This is a genomic window from Erythrobacter sp. SCSIO 43205, from assembly GCF_019904235.1.
Taxonomy (GTDB): Bacteria; Pseudomonadota; Alphaproteobacteria; order Sphingomonadales; family Sphingomonadaceae; genus Erythrobacter.
In genome coordinates this window covers 520,428-540,842 of the sequence record NZ_CP063202.1, presented here as the reverse complement: position 1 = coordinate 540,842, position 20,415 = coordinate 520,428, and the positions used below count along the sequence as shown (strand labels likewise).

Genomic DNA, 20,415 nt, shown 5'->3' with positions numbered 1-20,415 from the left:
AATGTTGCTATAGCACCTCAATGTAGGCACTACAGCGTTGGAAATGCACAAGGGGCGGCAATTACCAATCATGTCTGCACACGATGAAAGCGCTAGCGGCGCGCTGATCCGGTTTGAAAATGCTGAGCGCCGCTACGGCGAGGTTGTGGCCGTGGGCGGGGTGACGCTGGATATTACGGCTGGCAGTTTTGTCGCGCTTGTGGGCTCGTCGGGATCGGGCAAATCGACGCTTCTCAAAATGGTCAATACGCTGGTGGAGCCCACCGGGGGCCGCGTGCTGTTTGCGGGCGATGATGTGACCACGCTCCCGCAAGCGCAATTGCGCCGCCGGGTGGGGTATGTTTTTCAGGGGATCGGTCTGTTCCCGCATTACACCGTGGCTGAAAACATCGCGATGGGGCCGCGGCTGGCGGGCGAAAAGCTGGCCCGTACCCGGATCGAGGAACTCCTCGAACTGGTCGAACTTGAGCGCGATATGGCAAGCCGTATGCCCGATGAGCTATCGGGAGGCCAGCGCCAGCGGGTTGGCGTCGCGCGGGCGCTGGCGGGCGACCCGGAAATTCTCATCATGGATGAACCCTTTGGCGCATTGGACCCGATTACCCGCGATGCGCTGGGTGAAAAGGTGCGCGAGCTTCACGTAAAACTTGGCCTTACGACAGTGATGGTGACGCACGATATGGCCGAGGCGCTGCTTCTCGCAGACCGCGTGTTGGTGATGAGCGCAGGCGAGGTTGTCGCAGACGAAAGCCCGCAAGCGCTCCTTGCCGGGGCAGGCGGCGAAATTGCGCAAAGCCTCGTCGCGGTCCCGCGCGCGCAGGCGGAGCGATTGGCGCGAATGGAGGGTGATGCTCCATGAGCGAGATTTTCGACATTATGCTGGGCCTTGGCGACAAGTTTGCAGCGCATATTGTGCTGTCAGCAAGCGCGATCGGGCTTGGCATTCTGGTAGCCTTGCCGCTTGCGATCTGGGCCAGCCGTTCACCAACCGTTGCGCGCATCACATTGGGCTTTGCCAGCCTTGTGCAAACCATTCCCGCGCTCGCTCTGCTGGCGCTCTTTTTTCCCATCTTGCTCAGCCTTCGCGCCGTGTTCGGAGAAGATTTGCCGACGCTGGGCTTTTTGCCCGCGCTCCTTGCCTTGGCGCTCTACGCGCTGCTTCCAATCTTGCGCAACGCAGTCACCGCGCAGGCCAATCTCGACCCGCAATTGCTGGAAGCGGCGGACGGTGTGGGCATGACCGGCTGGCAAAAATTGCGCCTTGTCGAAGCGCCCTTGTCCGCGCCTTTTATCATGGCGGGCATTCGCACCGCGAGCGTTTGGACCATCGGTGCAGCCACGCTTTCGACCACTATCGGACAGCCGGGATTGGGCGACCCGATCTTTGCGGGGCTGCAAACGCAAAACTGGGCATTGGTGGTGGCAGGTTGCCTTGCCAGTGCCGGACTTGCTTTGGCCGCCGATGCACTTCTCGGAACGGTCGAGCGGGGCCTTGCCAAACGACGAAAATGGCAATGGGGTGCAGGGCTGATAGGCGTTGCACTTGGCCTTGGCGCGGCGCTTTATGCGCAAGGCGGGGGCGAGGATGAGGACACGATCATCATCGCTTCAAAACAGTTTTCGGAAAATCTAATCCTTTCCCGCCTGATCGGCTCACAGCTCGAAGAGGCGGGCTTTACTGTCGCCTATCGAGACGGATTGGGCTCTGCTGTGGTGCACAGCGCGGTGGCCTCCTCCAGCGTCGATATATCGGTCGACTATACCGGCACGATCTGGACCAATGAGATGAAGCGCGCCGACAATCCGGGTCGCGAGGCGATGTATGAAACCATCGTTCAATGGGAGCGCGCGAACACCGGTATCCATGTGCTGGGCCGCCTGGGATTTGAGAACGCCTATGCCTTTGCGATGCGCGCTGACCGGGCGGAGGAATTGGGCGCGAAGACGCTTGAGGACATCGTCCCCATCGCGCCGCAGCTGACATTCGGGGGCGATCCTGAATTTTTTGAGCGACCTGAATGGAAAGCGGTGCGCGATGCCTATGGTTTGCGGGTCGGGGAGACGCGCAATTTCTCGCCCACCTTCATGTATAATGCGCTGAAATCTGGCGAGGCCGACGCGATCAGCGCCTATACCTCCGACGGGCGGTTGGCAGTGGATCGCTTCGTCATCCTCGAAGACCCGCGTGAGGCATTACCCAGCTACGATGCGATGGTGATGCTCTCCCCGCGCGTGAGCGAAGACGAGGTACTTCTTGAAGCGCTTACCCCACTGCTGGGCGCTATCCCGGTGGAGTGGATGCGCGAGGCAAATTATTCGGTCGATCGCGAAGATGAAGAGAAAGTCACGCCAGAGGTCGCGGCTGAACGGTTGGCCGACAAGATCGGGCTGTAGGCCCCGATTGCCAAAGCAATCGCAAGGGCGACCGCCCGTCCGCAGCGGGTCCGGACTTTGAACTTGTTTCAGGGGAAGGACGTCTAGCGAGGAGCGCGCCCGGATGGGCGTGCACAAAATAAATCTCGCTTTAACTAAACCCAACACCATCGGGCCAGCGGCGGCCGCACAGTCCCATGACCTTGAACAAGGTACCCATTTGCGCATCATCGACTAGGCGGTCGTATTGACGCTTGAGCTTGGCCGCATCGTTCGGGTTCTTCATCTGCAGCGCCTCCAAACGCACATCAATGCCCATGGCGCGCAGCCAATCGCCCTGCATTTCGACACCCATGACATCTGCGCCATTGGCCTTGGCCACTTGGCTCAGCATTTCAAAATCGACGTGCGCGGTGAGGTCCGCCTGACCCGGATGGGCGAAGACATCGACCTTCTTATGGTCTTTTAACGCCTGCAGAGTGGAGCCTGAACGCAGTTCAAACGGGCCATAATCGATGAAAAGCGCAGCTCCGCCCTGATTTTTGAGCCGTGTCGCAACCTCTTGCATCAAAGCAGATGCCGCCGCGCTGGTTTCAATCATCGTACCCTGACTCGCGCTCTTCCAGCTTTTGGGGACGATTGCATCCATCGGCTTATCGCCAGCCACAAAGATGAATTCGTCGTTCTCGCCAAGCCCAACCATCCGCTCATGCCAGCCATTGGCGGAACGGATCAGCTGATGCACGGGAAGCGCGTCGAAAAATTCATTACCGACGATCAGAAGCGGCGCATCATCGGGAAGAGTAGAAAGGTCGTCGTGATGGATCACATCAGGGAAAGCTTCACGCTGAAGTTTGCGCAAGGCGGGCGAGGTTTCAACCATGTGAAGCTTTGGCGCGAAGTCATAGCGCGCAGCGACCCTCAGTGCATCTTTCGATAAAGTCCCGCGCCCGGGTCCAAGCTCGACAAAATGGATGTGTTTGCGCGCTCCCATTTTGACCCAGAGATCGGCAAACCAAAGGCCGATGAGTTCCCCGAACATCTGGCTGACTTCGGGTGCGGTGATGAAGTCGCCTTCTTCGCCTAAAGGATCGCGGCTGGTGTAATAGCGCGCGTTGCTCTCTGCCATATAGTGCGCGAGGCTGATCGGGCCGGTTTCGCGGATAAGGCGGCGGAAGGTGTCGCCAAGATTGGCCGCTTTCTCGGCGGCTTCGGCAGCCGCCCTGGCCTCGGCTTCTTTGGCCTCTTTTGCGGCTTTGGCTTCAGCGCGTTCCTTCGCTTTTTGTTCAGCCAGCGCTTTCTTTTTGGCTTCTGCTTCAGCCTTCTTTCTCGCCAGATCCCTGGCCTTGGCTTCTTCCTTCGCCTTCTTCTCGGCCTCCGCCTTAGCTCTCGCTTCGGCTTCCTTCTTCGCCTTCGCTTCGGCCTCACGCTTTGCCTTGGCGTCCGCTTCGGCCTTTGCTTTCGCCTTGCGCTCCGCCTCGGCTTTTTCTCTTGCCTTGCGCTCTGCCTCGGCTCTTTCTCTTGCCTTGCGCTCTGCCTCGGCAGCGGCCTTTTTCTCCGCCTCTGCCTTGGCTTTCGCTTTGGCTTCAGCTTCCGCTTTGGCTTTTGCCTCAGCCTCGCGCTGCGCCTTCTCTTCTGCTTCGCGTTTCGCTTTGGCTTGCGCTTCTAATTTAGCTTTCGCCTCGGCTTGTGCTTTAGCCCTGCGCTCGGCTTCTTGCCGCTCAGCTTCTTTGCGTTCAGCCTCCTGCTTCGCCTTTGCTTCAGCAGCAACAGCTTTAGCCCGTGCTTCAGCTTCCTGTTTTGCTTTGAGTTCTGCCTCAGCCTCCGCCTGCGCCTGCGCGGCTGCGGCAAGCGCAGCAGCATCATCATTCACTGGCACAATAGTCTCAGCGCCATCAGGCTCAATCAGCTTGAGGGTCGTGCACCTTTCAACCGTGAGCGTGATGCGCCCCGGGTTTCCTAGGTTGCTGAGGCCGCCCCTGTCCCCGCTGGCCTGCGGGTCACAGCGTAAATTACGACAATCAATCCGGTCACTATCAAGGGAATGCTGAGCCATTGGCCCATGGATAGCCCAGTTTGCACCACCAAGTCAGCCAATTGTGTGTCCGGTTCGCGGAAAAATTCGTTGAAGAAGCGCGCTGCACCAATTCCCATGGTGAAAACGCCTACCAAAAGACCGGGGCGAAAACGCGCATTGGTTTTCCAGAACAACAGCATCATGATGATGAGCAAAAGCAACCCTTCAAGCCCGGCTTGATAAAGCTGGCTTGGGTGGCGGGCGAGTTCACCCGCGCGCGGGTCGGGGAACACCATTGCCCAAGGCACATCCGTCACGCGGCCCCACAGCTCACCGTTGTTAAAGTTGGCAAGCCGCCCAAGCATCATGCCCATAGGCACGCTTACGGAAACATAATCGCACACGCGCAGGAAATTGAGATTGCCGCGCCACGACACCCACAACATCGCAAGCGCAACGCCGATCAGACCGCCGTGAAAGCTCATGCCGCCATCCCACATCCGGAGCAGCTTCCAGCTGACCAGCCCGTCGCCTGAAAAATCGGTGAAGGCAGAAGGGATGCCGGTATCGCCGCCGGTGTAAAACGCTGCGTAACCAAGCCGCCCGCCCAAAATCACGCCAAGCGTGCAATAGAAGAACAGGTCATCGACATGGCGCTGCGCCATCGGTGCGCCGGGCGACTTGATCGCCTTTGACGTGTGCCAATAGGCAAAGATCACGCCGAGCAAATAGGCGAGCGAATAAAAGCGCAGCTGGAACGATCCGATCTCGAACAGATAGGGCCGCATACCCAGGTCTGACCAATAGAGCGGATCAACCGAGCCAGCGCCCGCAGCAAGTAGTGACAGCACGAAGGGAACCTCTTAGAGATACTCATAAGCCACCTCGGAATACCAAAGTGGCATGGGATATTTTCGCAGCTTTTGGCACACCGCGCCCTCCTGCGCAAAGGGCTTTGCGAGAAAGTCATTGGTAGAGCGGTGTGAACGCTCTGCCATCTGACGTACTTGTGAAATGCGCGCAATGTGGGCACAGGGGCACGCGATATGGGACACTCGCGTAAAGCGCGAGGCAGATAAGGAGAGAGAGACGCATGGCCACCGAGCTGGACAATGCACTTGAGACGATCATCACCGCGCTGACGCAGGAAGGGCAACCATTCCACACAAGCCCGTTTGAACGCGGCGGCGTATCAATGCCGGCCTTCACGGCCGCACCGCCCACTCTGGCGCATTTCTTCGCCCACTTCTGTAATGAGCATAAGGAAGTGCCGTTCATCGTCGATGGCGATATTCGGCTGACTTTTGGTGAGGCCTATCAGGCGGCTGTGTGCGTTGCCGAGGGTTTGGTCGAAGATCACGGCATTGAAACCGGCGACCGCATCGGGATCGCTGCGCGCAATTCAGCCAATTGGATGATCGCTTTTATGGGCATCACCATGGCAGGCGGTTGTGCCACGCTGCTTAACGGTTTTTGGAACGGTGACGAGCTTGCTTACGGCATCCGCTTGGCAGAATGCAAAATCGTGTTGGCCGATGATGGGCGCGCCGCGCGGCTTGAGGGCACCGATCACTCGGCAAAAATCGTGATGATTGAGCACACCGCCCCGGCACAAGGCCTTGCCAATGTCTGGAAGGTGCCGGAAAGCTTCGAAGCCTCAGCGGCGATGAAAATGCTCGGCTCGCTTGGCCCTGATGATCTGGCGACCATCCTCTACACCTCCGGCTCCACCGGCAATTCGAAAGGCGCCTATTCCGACCATCGCGGCGTTGTTTCCGGCATTATGAACTATGTCGCGCAAAGCGCCATGGCCAAAGCGTTGATGGAACAGAAGGGCGAAGATGTCAGCGCACAACCATGCGCTCTCGTGGCAGTGCCGCTGTTCCACGTGACGGGCGCAATTCCTTTGTTCCTTCAATCCTTCGCAATCGGGCGCAAGCTGGTTCTGATGCCCAAATGGGATGCGCTGCACGCAATCCAGCTGATGGCTCAGGAGAAGGTGACATATTTCGTCGGCGTGCCGCTGATGAGCTATGAAATCGCAACCCACCCTGATCGCGAGCAATATGACTTGTCAGCGTGCAAAAGCTTTGCCGCTGGCGGTGCACCGCGCCCGGTTGAGCACGTGACTCGCATCAAAGAGGCCTTCCCTGAAGGCTTCCCTCTATTGGGCTATGGCCTGACTGAAACAAACGCGGTTGGTTGCGGCAATTTCAACGAAAACTACCTCGCAAAGCCAGGTTCAACCGGGCGCGCGTCCCGGCCGCTTGTGGAAATCGGGATTCTTGATGATGACGGCAAGCCTGTCCCCCAAGGCGATGTGGGCGAGGTTTGCATCCGCTCGGTTGCCAATTTCCGTGGGTATTGGCGCAATGAAGAAGCGACCAAAGCCGCCTTTACCGATGACCAGTTCTTCCGCACCGGCGACTTGGGCTATCTCGACGAGGACGAATATCTCTACATCGTCGATCGCAAGAAGGACATCATCATCCGTGGCGGTGAAAACATCACCTGCATCGAGGTCGAAGACGCGATTTACGCGCACAATGACATCGCTGAATGTTCGGTCTTTGGCCTGCCCGATGAACGCATGGGCGAAGTGCCCGCGTGCGTCTTCAACGTGAAAGAAGGACGCGGTCCGGTAACGGCGGGTGAACTGCGTGAATTCCTGCTTTCTCGCATTGCCCCCTTCAAGGTTCCGCTGGAAGAGCATATCTGGGTTGTTGATGAAGCTCTTCCCCGCCTTGGAACGCAAAAGATCGACAAGAAGCTTTTGCGCGCGCAATACACTGAGCAGCTCACTGCTGCTTGATCCCCGCCCATCTTGCCCAATGGGGCGCGGCGCATGAGCTACTGGTCATCATCCAGTCGCCGCGTGCCGCGCCAGCGGGCGATTTTCGACAGGCGATCGATTACAGCTGTAGTCGATGGGCTTGTTGATGAATTTGGCGAGAAGTCGCGCACGTATGTACTTGCTGAGTTAAAGCGCGCTTTGGAGGCCGGGCACGCAGAACTTGAACAGCGCCTCAAGGACAAGCCATCGGCTGGCCATGAGATCACGCTTGGCTATGCGTTTCTCACTGACCAGCTGGTCCGGGTGATCTATGACTATGTCGTCACCCATGTCTTTCCGCTCGCCAATCGCACGACGGCAGAGCGGCTTTCCGTCCTTGCAGTGGGCGGATATGGCCGCGCCGAAATGGCGCCCCATTCCGATGTGGACATCGCCTTTATCACCCCGATGAAACGCTCGCCTTGGTGCGAGCAGGTGATTGAGGCGATGCTGTATCTGTTCTGGGATCTGGGCCTTAAGGTCGGCCATTCCAGCCGCACCATCAGCGACACGATGCGCATGGCGAAAGAGGATCTGACGATCCGCACCGCCCTTTTGGAAGCGCGGCTGATATGGGGAGATCAGGCCCTTTACGAAGAGCTGCGCCAGCGGTTCTGGTCAGAGATCGTACGCGGCAAAGAACGTGAGTTCCACGCCGAAAAGCTTGAAGAACGCGACGCACGCCACAAGCGCATGGGCGACAGCCGCTATGTGGTGGAGCCTAATGTGAAAGAGGGCAAAGGCGGCTTGCGCGATCTTCAGACCTTATACTGGATCGGCAAATTCATGCACCGCGTCGAAAGCGCGCAGGAATTGGTCGAAATGGGCCTTTTCACGAAATCAGAATATCGCAGTTTCCGCCGCGCCGAAGGGTTCCTGCTCGCGGTGCGCTGTCATATGCACACGATCACGGGACGCGCCGAAGACCGGCTGACCTTCGATTTGCAACGCCAGGTGGCAGAGGCGATGAATTTTGCCGATCGTCCCGGCAAAAGCGCGGTTGAGCGCTTCATGCAATATTATTTCATGCAGGCAAAACGGGTGGGCCACCTCACAGGGATATTCTTGTCTCAGCTTGAGGCCACTTTCGCCAAAAAGAGTGTGGCTAGCGGTTTCTTCGCCGGATGGAAAGCCAAGCCGCGCACCCTCAAAGGTTACCGCATCGAAGGCGGACGGATCAGAGCGCCGGGCGACGATTGGTTTGCTGAGGACCCTGTGCGCCTGATCGAAGTGTTCCAGATCGCCGAAGCCGAAGGCGTTGAGGTTCACCCCGACACCATGCGTCAGGCGGATCGCGATGCAAAGCTGATCGACAAGGATATTCGCGAAGATGCCCGCGCCAATGCGCTGTTTCTTGATCTTTTGTGCGGACGCAAAGACCCTGAAAGCGCTCTGAGGTGGATGAACGAGGCGGGTGTCTTTGGTCGCTTCGTGCCCGATTTTGGCAGGGTCAATGCGCAGATGCAGTTCGATATGTATCATCACTACACCGTTGATGAGCATACAATCCGCGCCATCGGCCTCCTGAGCCAGATCGAGCGCGGCCAGCTTGAAAAGGATCACCCTCGCGCAACCAGGCAAATCCATAAAATTACCTCGCGGCGCGCGCTGTTTGTGGCTGTGCTGCTGCACGATATTGGCAAGGGGCGCGGCGGCGATCACTCGGTTATCGGCGCTGATATTGCCCACAATCTATGCCCGCGTTTTGGGCTGGATGCGAAAGAAACAGAGCTTGTCGCGTGGTTGATCCTGCAACATCTTTTGATGAGTTCCACCGCGCAAAAGCGCGATCTCACTGACCCCAAGACGATCGAGGATTTCGTCGCCGAGGTGAAATCGGTCGAGCGGTTGCGCAATCTTGCTATCCTCACCTGCGTCGACATCCGCGCGGTTGGCCCCGGCACGTGGAACAGCTGGAAGGGTCAGCTGATCGGTGAGCTTTATGACGCAGCGCAAGAACGGCTGCGGCTTGGTCACAAGCGCACAGGGCGCGCTCAACGGGTGGCTGCGCGCAAAGATGCTGTTCGTGAGATTTTGGGCGATAGAAGCCATCTTACCGATGAGGTCGGTGATCTTCTGGCGGATGCCTATTGGATAGCCGAACCTGAAGACATCATCGCAAAAAACCTCGTGCAATATTCTGTCGCACGCGAGATCGGCGATCACCTTTCAATCCATTGCGAAGTCGATGAAGAACGCGGCGCCACTTTGGTAAGTGTCATCGCAGCCGATCACCCTGGCCTGTTTTACAGGGTCGCTGGCGGTATTCATCTGGCAGGGGCCAACATCATTGATGCCCGGATCCACACCGCGATGAATGGCTATGCGTTTGACAATTTCCTTGTTCAGGACATCAAGGCCGCGCCATTTCGCGAGGCCAATCAGATCGAACGTCTCAAGAATGCCATCCGCGATGCTCTTTTGGACAAGATTGAGCTTGTCCCCAAGCTCGCCGCGCGGCCATTGCCCCATTCTCGCGCCAAGACCTTTACAGTTTCGCCCACGGTCAATTTCGACAATGAGGCGTCCAACCACTTCACCGTCATCGAGGTCACCGCAAGGGATCGCCCGGCGCTTCTCAATCGCCTCGCCCATACGCTTTTCCGCTGCAATCTGATCGTCCAATCGGCGCACATCACAGCATATGGCGAGAGCGCAGCGGATACGTTCTATGTCACCGACCTCACCGGCTCTAAGGTGACAACGCCTCAGCGTTTGTCCGAAATCGAGACTGCGTTGTTGGACGCAGCGAGCGATGAACGCCAGCTGGAGCTGGAGCAGGCCTAAAAAATCGGCCTGAGAACCGCAGAAAATCTGAACTTTCGTCGCTTCTGGGGTGGTCTTCGTCGTGCAGGGGTTGTAATGGGCCCGCCGCCCCTAAATGGGTTTCACAAATAGAACCTAAATACGGAGAGATAGATTTATGCATTCCCTCACCTCGCTTCGTGCTTTGGCATTTTTGGGTGCCGGCATGATGCTGGCCCCTACCGCTGCTTTTGCTCAAGACACCACAACCCCCGACCAGGAAGAGCAAGAGCGCGCAAGCTCCCTTGATGCGATCGGTAACATCGTTGTCACCGGCACGAAGACACAAGACCCCGAAAACGTTCAGGACGTGCCTCTCGCAGTCACCGCTTTCAACACCGACACGCTCGAAGCGTTCAAGGTGCGCGATGTTCAAGGCCTGACTTTCCAAGCGCCAAACGTGTCGCTTGACCAAGTGGGCACAAGCCGCGGCACCGCGAACTTCTCGATCCGTGGCCTTGGTATCAACTCGTCGATCCCCTCAATCGACCCCACCGTTGGCGTGTTTGTGGATGGCGTTTACCTCGGCATCAATGGCGGCGTCGTATTCGACATCTTCGACCTTGAAAGCGTTGAAATCCTGCGCGGACCCCAAGGCGTTCTGTTCGGCCGCAACGTGACAGGCGGCGCGGTTGTCCTCAACACCAGCAACCCGACCGAAGACTTCCGTGGCAAATTCCGCGCAGCTGTTGATGGCCCTGTTGATGGTGGTCGCGGTGGTGAAAACTACACCGTATCAGGCGTTCTGTCCGGCCCGATCATCGAAGACAAACTGCTGTTCAAAGTCGCCGGTTATTACAACAATGACCGTGGCTATTTCAAAAACCTGTTTGATGATTCAAACTTCAGCCAGGCTGAAACCTACATCCTGCGCGGCGCTCTTGAAGCGCGTCTTGGTGACCTGACGCTGACGGGTAAGGTCGACTATTTCGATTCCAATGGCGATGGTCCAAACGGTCAGAACCGCGGCATTTTTGATCGCAACAGCTTCGATTTCGCGATCGACAACCGCGGTTTTTACGACACCGAGATCGTCACCACCTCGCTGACCGCTGAGTGGGACATCGGCCCGGGCACGCTCACCAATATCTTCGGCTATCGCGATTACAGCGCGGCAACCGATGCGGATATTGACGCAACGACCCTGCCGCTCTTCCATTCGGACACGATCACCGATCAGGACCAGATTTCGAACGAACTGCGCTATGCGGTTTCGACCAGTGCTTTCGACCTGACCGTGGGTGGTTTCTACTTCGACCAATCGCTTGCCTATGACGAATCGCGCCGCATCATCAACGCGCCTCGTTTCTTTGGCGGTGGCCGTCAGGATCACGAAGTGCTCGGCGTTTTTGCAAACGGCCAGTTCTTCGTAACCGATGCGCTTTCGATCATCGCTGGCCTTCGTTGGAGCCAGGAGACGAAAGACGCAGATGTCACGTATATTCGTCCGCGTCCTGAATGTTCAGTAGTTGAAGAAACTTGCCCAACCACGGGCACCAACCCGTTCATTCCGACTGAAGGCAATGGCTTCACGGACACTGTTCGCTTCCGCAACCTGTCACCGAAACTTGGCCTTCAGTATGAGTTCAACGACAGCCAGGTCTATGGCCACTGGACCCGCGGTTTCCGTTCAGGCGGTTACAACTTCCGCATCACCAACGTGCCGGTTTTTGACCGCGCGGTGGCTGCGACCGGAACTTTGTTCTTCGACGAAGAGCAGGTCGATAACTTTGAAATCGGCGGTAAATTCCAGTCAGTCGATCGCGCGTTCACGTTGAACGTTGCCGCTTACATTACCAAGATTCAGGATATGCAGCGCGAAGTGAACCTCGCTGACCCTGGCTCTGGTGTTGTTCAAAACATCCTCAACACCGCCGATGCAACCATCGCCGGGATCGAGGGCGAGGCACGAATGCGGCTTGATGACAATCTGATTGTTACAGCCAACGTCGGCATCATCGATGCAAGCTATGACGAGGTCGTCTTCGACATTTCTGGCGATGGCGTCATCAATGACGACGATCTGGATCTCCGCCTGCCACGTGTACCCAAATTCACATGGGGCGTTGGCTTCATCCACGAACTGTTTCTCGGGAACAGCGACATCGTCACCCGCGTGAACCTTCAGGCTCGCGACGAGTTCGCTTACACCGATGACAACCTTGGTTTTGTTCAGGATATCGTCAATCTTGAAGCCAACATCACGTGGAACACGCCAGTCGATGGCCTGAGCTTCTCGCTCTATGGCCGCAACCTGTTCGACGAAGTGCAAGTGGGCGGCGACACCCAACTGCCGTTCGGCGGGCCGTTGAGCTCTGGCCAACGCGTACCGTTTGCAAACAACCCAACTGCGGGCACGTTCTCGCCGCTGCAGCGTGGTCGCAACGTGGGGGTTGAGGCTCTGTTCGAGTTCTAAGTCTCACTCGATAACTCAAACGCGAAAGGGGCGCTCGTCGGAAACGGCGGCGCCCCTTTTTTGTTGTGTTTTGAGAAAGCTCGAAAGCTCGAAAGCTATTCCGCCAAAAGCAGCAGGACGCTCAAGCTGTTGTCAAATCCGACAAACCCCCACTCGGTCGATCCGCCAGCGATAGGGTTCCACAGGCCATCGTAGCGGTTGGAGACAAGCGTGAAGCTAGCTGGGTCGAAGAGGCTGAGAAATTCGTCGGCGCACTCGCGCGCGTTCACCTCGCTCAGCCAAGGCTGGCTGGGATTGGCGAGGTTTTGGGTGAGCGCTTTCACAAGCTCGCTCTTACCCGAACGTGGCGCGTCTTCCGGGGCGCTCGCATCGAGGAGCTCCCAATTGAAGCCGATCTGTTTAAGGCCAAGCGTAGCGACAAGCTGGTCAGCGACCTCGCAATGATTGCCGCCTTGGCTCCCTCGCGGGCCATAAGCGAATTTCACCAGCGCCCCGCTTTCGAGCACAGGACGCCAGCGTTCAATGAAGGCTTGAGGGCCTTCCACTACCCGCGCGCGCCGAACAGAGCCGTGCCCACCCGCACATGGGTCGCGCCCATTTGCACCGCGGTTTCATAATCGCCGCTCATCCCCATCGAGAGGCCCTCTACCCCATTGTCTTTCGCAAGCTTTGCGAGAAAGGCGAAGAAGGGCGCTGGCTCGATGCCGGAAGGCGGCAGGCACATAAGGCCCGCGACGGGAATGTCGGCGGCGCGCACTTGCTCAAGGAAGGCGGGCAAATCGGCGATTGAACAGCCGCCCTTTTGCTCTTCATCACCGATATTGACCTGAACGAAGCAAGGCACTCGGCGGCCCGCCTTGTCCATCGCCTTGGCGAGAGCTTTCAGCAGACTTGGCCGGTCGAGTGAGTGGATCACATCAAACAATTCCACCGCTTCCTCGGCCTTGTTCGATTGCAGCTGGCCGATGAGGTGGAGCTCTACACCAGCATACTGCTCGCGAAGGTCAGGCCATTTGTCAGCTGCCTCCTGCACGCGGTTTTCGCCGAAGACGCGGTGCCCTGCCTCAAGCAGTGGGGTGATGCGTTCGGCAGGATGCGTCTTGCTGACCGCGATCAAAGTCACCTCTTCGGGCTTGCGCCGCGCAGGTTTGCACATACGGGCGATGTTTTCGCGCACTTCGGCGAGTTTGTCGGCTGCACTTTCCATGGGAGTGCCGCTATAGCGGGCGCGTGCGAAACTCAACTCTTCCCTTGATCTGGCTGATCTCTGACGAGCGCAATGATGCGGAACTTGAGGCGACCTTAAAACGCCTGCCGCGAAAAAGCGGCTTTATCTACCGCCACTATCACCTGCCTGATCCTGAACGGTGGGAACGGTTCCGCGAGCTGCGCCGGGTTGCCAAGGCTTATGGCCACACCGTGATCCTCTCCGACAGTGCAATCACGGCAAAGGAGTGGGGCGCGGATGGGATTTACGCAAGCCCGCGCTCGCTCTGGCCCCGGCGCGCTGGATTGCTGCACTTGGCCACCGCACATGATCTGAATGAATTGGGCTTGGCTAACCGATTGGGAGCGGACGCAGTGTTGCTTTCCCCCATATTTGCCACGCGTTCTCATCCCGGTGGCAGAGTGCTTGGACCATCGCGTTTTCGCCTTCTCGCATCGCAATCACGTGTTCCGGTGATTGCTCTTGGTGGTATGACCGCGCAGCGCGCCCGGACCCTACAATGGCCGCGATGGGCCGCAATTGATGGGCTCAGCTCACCTCTCTTGGCTTGACCGGAGTCCCACGAGGATTCATGGTGTGTTCTTATCCACCCGCAGATTATGGAGCGCCCCATGGCGACCCGCGCAGTGAGCACCCGTAAACCCACTCCAGCAGACTGGCGCATCGGCCTTCGCCGCAGCATTCGCCGCGCCGCCCAGATGACGGGCGCTGGTGGGCTATTGCTTGCGATGATGTTCTTAGGCCTCGCGCTGGCCAGCTATACTCAAACCGACCCAAGCCCATCGACCGCAGCCGATCCTTCTCAGGTCAGCAATTGGATGGGCAGCTGGGGCGCATGGGCAGCAGACCGGGTGCTGTTCGCCTTTGGATTGCCAGGCGTGTTGCTCCTGCCGCTGCTTTACATTTCGGCGCGAAAATTGTGGCGCGCGGTGGAGCTTGACACCGAGGAAGGCGAGCGCACGCGCTGGTGGCTGCCAGCCGGACTTCTCCTCATCGCAATGGTGCTTTTAGGCACGGTTCTGGCGCTTGCTTTCGACACTTCAGCTGGATCGCTGCCAGCGCAATTGGGCGGTGTATCGGGGCTATTGGGCGCGAGCGGAATTGAGGCCGTGGCCTCGCGCTTTGGCGAAGGGCTTTCCGGATGGATCACCCTTGGCGCCGCGCTTCTGTGCCTTGCTGGCGGTACAGTCCTACTCACCCGCATCTTCGCGATTGATTGGCGCGCGCTTCTCACGCTGCCGAATTTCGTCACCAATTCCTCAATCGGCAGCACTCTGGCCGCGCGCCTGCCGTTCCTCGCGCCGAAGGAGCCAGCGCAGTCCTTCGATGAAGAAGAAGAAGACGCCATTGCCGCCCCGGCAAGCAAAGCGCGCCGTCAGGCAAAGGCGGAGCCCAAGGAAGAACCCGCCCCGCGCCGTTCGCCTGAGATCACCGACCCGTCCGCACCGCCCAAGCGCGCCAATCCGGCAACGAAAAAGAACCAGCGCGATATGTTCGCGACCTTCGAATTGCCAAGCCTTGATCTGCTTGCCGACCCGCCGGAGGATAACGCGCCAAAGCTCGACAAGCTGGCTCTCGAACGCAACGCGCGTCTGCTTGAAAATGTGCTCGATGATTTTAACGTCAAGGGCGAGATCACCGCCGTGCGAACCGGCCCGGTTGTCACCATGTATGAGCTGGAGCCTGCGCCCGGCATCAAGGCGAGCCGCGTTGTGGGTTTGGCCGAAGACATTGCCCGCAATATGAGCGCGATTTCTGCGCGTGTCTCTCCCATCCCTGGCAAGACAGTCATGGGCATCGAACTGCCCAATAAAGACCGCCAGATGGTGGCCCTGAAAGAGCTTGCTGAGTGCGCGGACTTTGTCGATCACAAGGGCGCACTTCCGATCATTCTGGGTAAAGACATTGCGGGCGAGCCAATTGTCGCGGACCTTGCCGCCATGCCTCACCTGCTTGTCGCAGGCACCACGGGTTCGGGTAAATCGGTGGGGCTCAACTGTATCCTCATGTCGCTGCTCTACCGCTTTACGCCTGAGGAATGCCGCCTGATCCTGATTGATCCCAAGGTGCTTGAGCTAAAGACATACGACGACATCCCCCACCTTCTCTCCCCGGTGGTGACAGAGCCCCACAAATCGGTGCGCGCGCTGAAATGGGCGGTTGAGGAGATGGAGCGTCGCTATCGGATGATGAGCTCGATCAATTCGCGCAACCTGTCCGGCTTCAACGAAAAAGTGCGTAATGCGATCGCCAAGGGCAAGCCTTTGGGAAGGCGCGTGCAGACCGGGTTTGATCCTGATACGGGCGAGCAGCTTTATGAAGAAGAACAGCTCGATTACGAACCCCTGCCGCAGATCGTTCTGATCGTCGATGAGCTTGCCGACCTTATGGTCACCGTGGGCAAGGAAATTGAAATCCTGATCCAGCGACTTTCGCAAAAATCACGCGCGGCTGGCATCCACTTGATCATGGCGACGCAGCGCCCATCGGTCGATGTGATCACCGGCGTGATTAAGGCGAACCTGCCCACCCGCATCAGCTTTAAAGTCACGAGCCGCATCGACAGTCGCACCATTTTGGGTGAGCAAGGCTCTGAACAGCTGCTTGGCAAGGGTGATATGCTTTACAAGCCCAACACCGGGGCAACTGTGCGCGTTCACGGGCCATTTGTCAGCGATGACGAGGTTGAGGCGGTCGCCGATTTCTGGAGGGCGCAAGGCGCACCTGAATATGTCGATGCCGTGACCGAGGAACCAGAAGACGGTGGCGGCCTCAATTTCGAGGACGACTTTACCGCGTCCGATAATCCGGACGAGCGCAAATATCGCCAAGCGTGTCAGATCGTGATCGAAAACCAGAAAGCGTCAGGCTCATGGCTCCAGCGTCAGATGGGCGTGGGCTACAACACTGCTGCCAAGTGGATTGAACGGATGGAGAGCGAGGGGTTGGTTGGCCCTGCGAACCATGTGGGCCGGCGTGAGATTTTCCGCGACCAGGATGGCAATCCGATCTAGATCGGGCCGGATATGTCCGAAACGCACACTTCAAACGCTCTCAACGCCTACGCCTGCTGGGTAGCCCAAACTGCGAGGGATTGGCCGCAAGATGCGCTCCATATCGCCAAACGGTCGCTGATCGACACGCTCGCGTGTATGGTGCCGGGAGCCGCCGACAGTGCGCCGAGCAAGCTTTGGCCAGTGGTCAAGACGTGGGGCAGCGGGCCTTCGACAGCGGTCGCCCGCAGCGAAAGCTTGTCTGCGCCGGGTGCAGCCTTGTTCAACGGCACCTGTGCCCACGCGCTCGATTTCGATGACAACTTTGATCCGGCTAAGGCGCACTCCTCGGCGGTATTGATCCCAGCCCTCCTCGCACTTGCAGAGGCCGAGGATGCACCAATTGGCGATGTCTTCGATGGCTACATCGTCGGCCTTCAGATCATGGGGCGTGTCGGTCAGGGGGTGAACCCGTTTCACCGCAGCCGTGGCTGGCACGCAACGGGCACGATGGGCGCAATTGGCGCGGCCGCTGGCTGTGCGCGATTGCTGCGCCTCGATGCCGAAAAGGCCGCCCATGCAATCTCGCTTTCAACCAGCCTCGCGGGCGGATTTATGAGTCAGTTCGGCTCTGACACCAAGCCCATTCACGCAGGGCTCGCGGCGAGCGGCGGTGTGCAAGCGGCACTGATGGCGCGGGGCGGGATCACCGCTGGTACCGGGACACTTGAGGGGCCAACAGGCCTTCGCACGCTTATGGTTGGACCCGATGTGGAGGAGCTTGCTGCCTCAATGGAAGGCAAGGCGGAGCACGGCCAGACCATGCGTTTTGATGCAGACGAGGTGGGCGAACCGCTCCACATCTTGGAGCATGGCCTCAAGATTAAACGCTTCCCCAATTGTGGTAGCCTTCACCGAGCGCTCGACGGACTTATCGCGTTGATGCAGAGCCACGATTTCAGCGCCGACATGGTCGAGAACGTCCATATCGCTGCGCCTGCCGCTCACTTGCGCAATCTGATGCACGAAAACCCGCAAACGCCTGCACAAGCAAAGTTCAGCCTCGAATACAGCCTTGCTGCCGCGCTTTATTCTGGCGATGTGGGACTTGACGATTATGAGCCTGAGGCGATCCACCGGCCACAGGTGCGCGCGCTGATGCCGCTCATCACCAAGGACTATGTCGAGAAGCTCGAAAGCGATTTTCCGACGCAGGTCCATCTCACTCTTAAAGATGGGCGCAACTTTGAAAGCCATCACGCAATGCCTGTGGGTAGTAAAGCGCACCCGATGTCTGATGAACAATTGTGGCAAAAGCTCGAAACCTGCCTTGCGAGCGCTCGCGGCTTTACCCCGGACAGTTTGCTCGAAGAACTTGCAAACCTTGACCCGGACAAGCCTTGCCGCCAATTGATGGCCTCAACGCAAATGTAAACGCGCGCTTTAGGGTAGTCATGGCCGCCACTTCTCAAAACACTAACTCAGCACAAACAAAAGTGACCGCTCTGGTCCTCGCCGCAAGTCGTGCAGGGCCTCAAGATGCGGTCGCCAAGCTCCAGAATGTGAGCCACAAATGCCTCGTCGAGCTCGACGGCGAAGTCATGCTCCAGCGGGTGGTGCGCGAAATCGCTGAAAGTCGTCATGCAGGCGACATCTACGTCTCGATTGAGAGCGAAGAGCTGATGCGAGGCGTTCCCTACCTCAACGAGATGATGGAAGCAGGCCGGTTGCACTTCGTGGCCGCTGGCGAAAATCTCTTTGCCAGCATCGAACACGCCGCGAACACCATCCCCAACGCCTATCCGCTGGTGGTTTCGACCGGTGACAACGCGCTGCACACCTCGGAAATGTTCGACCATTTCTGCGCAGAGACGCTGAGTTCCGGCGCGCAGGTTTCGGTGGCAATGACGTCTGCTGCGACCATTCTCGAAGCTTATCCCGATGGCAAACGCGCGTTTCACGAATTGAAAGACGGCGGCTGGTCAAGCTGCAATCTGTATGCTGCCACGTCCGCCGATGCCGTCGCAGCCGCGAAGGTGTTTGAAACCGGCGGCCAGTTCGGCAAGCAACCCCGCCGCATTCTTAAAGCGTTCGGGCTTCGCTTTATGCTGATGTACAAATTTGCCCTCGCAACAATCGACGGCATGGCTGCCCACCTCGCCAAGCGCTGGGGCGTGGAAGTGAAAGTGGTGCGGATGCCCTTTGCCGATGCGCCGATTGATGTCGATAATCCGGGCGACTTTGCCCGGACCGAGGCGATCCTCAAAAAGCGGCGCGGCGCGGCTTAGATCTGGCTGTAAGTCACTTTTACTTGAAGCGACTTACGAACAGCGGCCTGCGATTGTTACAAGACTTTATTTCTACGCTGTTTTGCTCCGATTTGGAGTGTTTTCACTTAAGAGCCTAGTAACCAGTCGGTTGCTATAAGCAGCTCATGCAATGGGAACAAATCTTCAAACCAGCTGCCTTGGGCTCTGCCGCCCTGGCGGGTGCAATTCTCGCTTTTCCAGCTCAGGCTCAGATTCTGGCACAAGTCCAGCTTCTGGCCAGCACCGGGTCAGCGGCGGGCTCTGCCGCACCTGCTGCCCCTGCTGCCTCGCCAAGCGCATTCTTCATTATCACAACCGTGCTTGCTATCGGGCTATGCCTGTTTATCGCGCGGCGGCTTTGGGTCGTGCACTGTGAAAGAGACGCGGCCTGGGAAGAAGTCGCCTCGCTGCAAGCTTTGACCGAGCGCGACCCGCTGACCGGGCTGTTGAACCGCCGCGTGGTTGAGGAACGCTTCGAGACATTGCGCAGCCAGGGCTTTGATACTTTTGCGCTTATCGATCTTGACCAGTTCAAGGGTGTCAATGATCGTTACGGCCATCAGGTCGGCGATGATGTGCTTGTCGCTTGCGGCGATGCGCTTCGCGGGAGCGAGCAGCGGGACTATCTTGCGATGCGCCTTGGCGGGGAGGAATTTGTCGTTCTTTTGCGCGGTCAAGATGCGTATTTTCGCGCCGAAGCCTTGCGCGAGACACTGCCGCTGAAAATCGCGCGTGCTGTGCCTGTATTGGAAGAACCTGTCACCGCAAGCATGGGGCTGATCGAATTGCCACGCACCGGCCACGGTGTCTTCAGCTTCAAAGAGCTTTATCGGCGCGCGGATCAGCTTTTGTACAATGCGAAAGCATCGGGCCGCAACCGCACCTGTTTTGAGCGTTTGACGGTGTTCAACAATGCTCCGCCCAGCCGTGGATCTGCGCAAAAAATTGCGTCCGAATGTGAGAGCCAGAAAGCCGCGTAATTCGGCACGAGCGTCAAGCAATTCGAGTGAGAGGCTCGCCTATTCGCTTTGGCGGAAGGGTGCGAGCACTTCTGGCCGCACGCGCGCTAACCTTCCGCTTTCCTTGTCGAGCATTGCCCAAGTGGTTTTGGCGGTGACCAGCGGTTTTCCATTGGCATCGGTGAATTCGACCACGCGCACCGATTTTGCGCCCTTGGCATCGCCGGGGATGTAGGTCGTGCCAGTCGCGTTCTCGCCTTCAGCTATATTGCCGCGATAGTCGATCTCGTGGCGGATCACGACCCAGAAGAACTGCTCTTGATGCAGCGGATCAGCCACCGCAGACCAATGCGCGGTGGCCATGTCTTGAATCCACTGGACCCAGACCGAATTGTTCACATGGCCGAGCTCATCGATATGATGAGGCTCGGCTGTGAAGGTCTTGGTGAACTTGTTCACGTGTTCCCCTCCCGCTTGCGGGA

Annotated in this window: 15 protein-coding genes; 10 read left to right on the top strand and 5 right to left on the bottom strand. The window is 58.2% G+C overall.

Translation table 11 applies throughout. From position 1 onward, the window contains the following. Positions 1–70: 70 nt before the first annotated feature. Together INR77_RS02645 and INR77_RS02640 are read left to right on the top strand one after the other, a co-directional pair. Positions 71–859, top strand: a complete 789-nt coding sequence (locus tag INR77_RS02645) for an ATP-binding cassette domain-containing protein (protein ID WP_223072400.1) — start codon at positions 71–73, stop codon at positions 857–859. Then, the gene (locus INR77_RS02640) at positions 856–2,394 is read left to right on the top strand and encodes an ABC transporter permease/substrate-binding protein (RefSeq protein ID WP_223072399.1); all 1,539 of its coding nucleotides are present in this window, start codon (positions 856–858) and stop codon (positions 2,392–2,394) included. The genes INR77_RS02645 and INR77_RS02640 overlap by 4 nt, the downstream gene beginning before the upstream one ends. Positions 2,395–2,524: 130 nt before the next feature. Here INR77_RS02640 and INR77_RS16000 read toward each other — a convergent pair whose 3' ends face one another. After that, positions 2,525–4,429, bottom strand: coding sequence for a class I SAM-dependent methyltransferase (locus INR77_RS16000; RefSeq protein WP_370632270.1), 1,905 nt, complete (start codon positions 4,427–4,429; stop codon positions 2,525–2,527). Beyond that, on the bottom strand, positions 4,333–5,241 hold the full coding sequence (lgt, locus tag INR77_RS02630; RefSeq protein WP_255573882.1) for a prolipoprotein diacylglyceryl transferase: 909 nt from the start codon (positions 5,239–5,241) through the stop codon (positions 4,333–4,335). The genes INR77_RS16000 and lgt overlap by 97 nt, the downstream gene beginning before the upstream one ends. Positions 5,242–5,483: 242 nt before the next feature. On the opposite strand from lgt, the gene INR77_RS02625 reads away from it, so the two are divergent. The 3 genes from INR77_RS02625 (at position 5,484) to INR77_RS02615 (ending at position 12,444) form a co-directional block, all read left to right on the top strand. Continuing rightward, positions 5,484–7,202 (top strand): class I adenylate-forming enzyme family protein, encoded by a 1,719-nt coding sequence (locus INR77_RS02625; protein ID WP_223072398.1) that lies wholly within the window; start codon positions 5,484–5,486, stop codon positions 7,200–7,202. A 33-nt stretch (positions 7,203–7,235) separates the two neighbouring features. After that, positions 7,236–10,010 carry a [protein-PII] uridylyltransferase gene (locus INR77_RS02620; RefSeq protein WP_223072397.1) on the top strand — a complete coding sequence of 925 codons (2,775 nt, stop codon included), beginning with the start codon at positions 7,236–7,238 and terminating at the stop codon, positions 10,008–10,010. Between the two features lie 136 nt (positions 10,011–10,146). Then, positions 10,147–12,444, top strand: coding sequence for a TonB-dependent receptor (locus INR77_RS02615; RefSeq protein ID WP_223072396.1), 2,298 nt, complete (start codon positions 10,147–10,149; stop codon positions 12,442–12,444). Positions 12,445–12,539: 95 nt separating this feature from the next. Here INR77_RS02615 and INR77_RS02610 read toward each other — a convergent pair whose 3' ends face one another. Further along, positions 12,540–12,989, bottom strand: a complete 450-nt coding sequence (locus INR77_RS02610; RefSeq protein ID WP_223072395.1) for a hypothetical protein — start codon at positions 12,987–12,989, stop codon at positions 12,540–12,542. After that, positions 12,989–13,651: a YggS family pyridoxal phosphate-dependent enzyme gene (locus INR77_RS02605; RefSeq protein ID WP_223072394.1), complete on the bottom strand. Its 663-nt coding sequence runs from the start codon at positions 13,649–13,651 to the stop codon at positions 12,989–12,991. The genes INR77_RS02610 and INR77_RS02605 overlap by 1 nt, the downstream gene beginning before the upstream one ends. A gap of 23 nt (positions 13,652–13,674) precedes the next feature. Here INR77_RS02605 and INR77_RS02600 point away from each other — a divergent pair, with 23 nt between their 5' ends. The 5 genes from INR77_RS02600 (at position 13,675) to INR77_RS02580 (ending at position 19,954) form a co-directional block, all read left to right on the top strand. Further along, a complete protein-coding gene (locus tag INR77_RS02600; RefSeq protein ID WP_255573881.1) occupies positions 13,675–14,223 on the top strand; it encodes a thiamine phosphate synthase in 549 nt (182 codons plus the stop codon). Between the two features lie 60 nt (positions 14,224–14,283). Further along, the gene (locus INR77_RS02595) at positions 14,284–16,686 is read left to right on the top strand and encodes a DNA translocase FtsK 4TM domain-containing protein (protein WP_223072393.1); all 2,403 of its coding nucleotides are present in this window, start codon (positions 14,284–14,286) and stop codon (positions 16,684–16,686) included. 12 nt (positions 16,687–16,698) lie between these two features. Beyond that, positions 16,699–18,099, top strand: a complete 1,401-nt coding sequence (locus tag INR77_RS02590) for an MmgE/PrpD family protein (RefSeq protein ID WP_223072392.1) — start codon at positions 16,699–16,701, stop codon at positions 18,097–18,099. Between the two features lie 62 nt (positions 18,100–18,161). Next, a complete protein-coding gene (locus INR77_RS02585) occupies positions 18,162–18,953 on the top strand; it encodes a nucleotidyltransferase family protein (protein ID WP_223072391.1) in 792 nt (263 codons plus the stop codon). A gap of 146 nt (positions 18,954–19,099) precedes the next feature. After that, positions 19,100–19,954, top strand: coding sequence for a GGDEF domain-containing protein (locus INR77_RS02580; protein ID WP_223072390.1), 855 nt, complete (start codon positions 19,100–19,102; stop codon positions 19,952–19,954). Between the two features lie 39 nt (positions 19,955–19,993). Here the strand turns inward: INR77_RS02580 and INR77_RS02575 are convergent, their stop codons facing one another. Next, the gene (locus tag INR77_RS02575) at positions 19,994–20,392 is read right to left on the bottom strand and encodes a thioesterase family protein (protein WP_223072389.1); all 399 of its coding nucleotides are present in this window, start codon (positions 20,390–20,392) and stop codon (positions 19,994–19,996) included. Between the last annotated feature and the right edge of the window lie 23 nt (positions 20,393–20,415).

Excerpts from the sequence above, each read along its gene's own strand:
- INR77_RS02645 (WP_223072400.1), top strand. The coding sequence starts at position 71 with ATGTCTGCACACGATGAAAGCGCTAGCGGCGCGCTGATCCGGTTTGAA.
- INR77_RS02640 (WP_223072399.1), top strand. The coding sequence starts at position 856 with ATGAGCGAGATTTTCGACATTATGCTGGGCCTTGGCGACAAGTTTGCA.
- INR77_RS16000 (WP_370632270.1), bottom strand. The coding sequence starts at position 4,429 with ATGGCTCAGCATTCCCTTGATAGTGACCGGATTGATTGTCGTAATTTA.
- INR77_RS02625 (WP_223072398.1), top strand. The coding sequence starts at position 5,484 with ATGGCCACCGAGCTGGACAATGCACTTGAGACGATCATCACCGCGCTG.
- INR77_RS02620 (WP_223072397.1), top strand. The coding sequence starts at position 7,236 with ATGAGCTACTGGTCATCATCCAGTCGCCGCGTGCCGCGCCAGCGGGCG.
- INR77_RS02615 (WP_223072396.1), top strand. The coding sequence starts at position 10,147 with ATGCATTCCCTCACCTCGCTTCGTGCTTTGGCATTTTTGGGTGCCGGC.
- INR77_RS02605 (WP_223072394.1), bottom strand. The coding sequence starts at position 13,651 with ATGGAAAGTGCAGCCGACAAACTCGCCGAAGTGCGCGAAAACATCGCC.
- INR77_RS02595 (WP_223072393.1), top strand. The coding sequence starts at position 14,284 with ATGGCGACCCGCGCAGTGAGCACCCGTAAACCCACTCCAGCAGACTGG.
- INR77_RS02590 (WP_223072392.1), top strand. The coding sequence starts at position 16,699 with ATGTCCGAAACGCACACTTCAAACGCTCTCAACGCCTACGCCTGCTGG.
- INR77_RS02580 (WP_223072390.1), top strand. The coding sequence starts at position 19,100 with ATGCAATGGGAACAAATCTTCAAACCAGCTGCCTTGGGCTCTGCCGCC.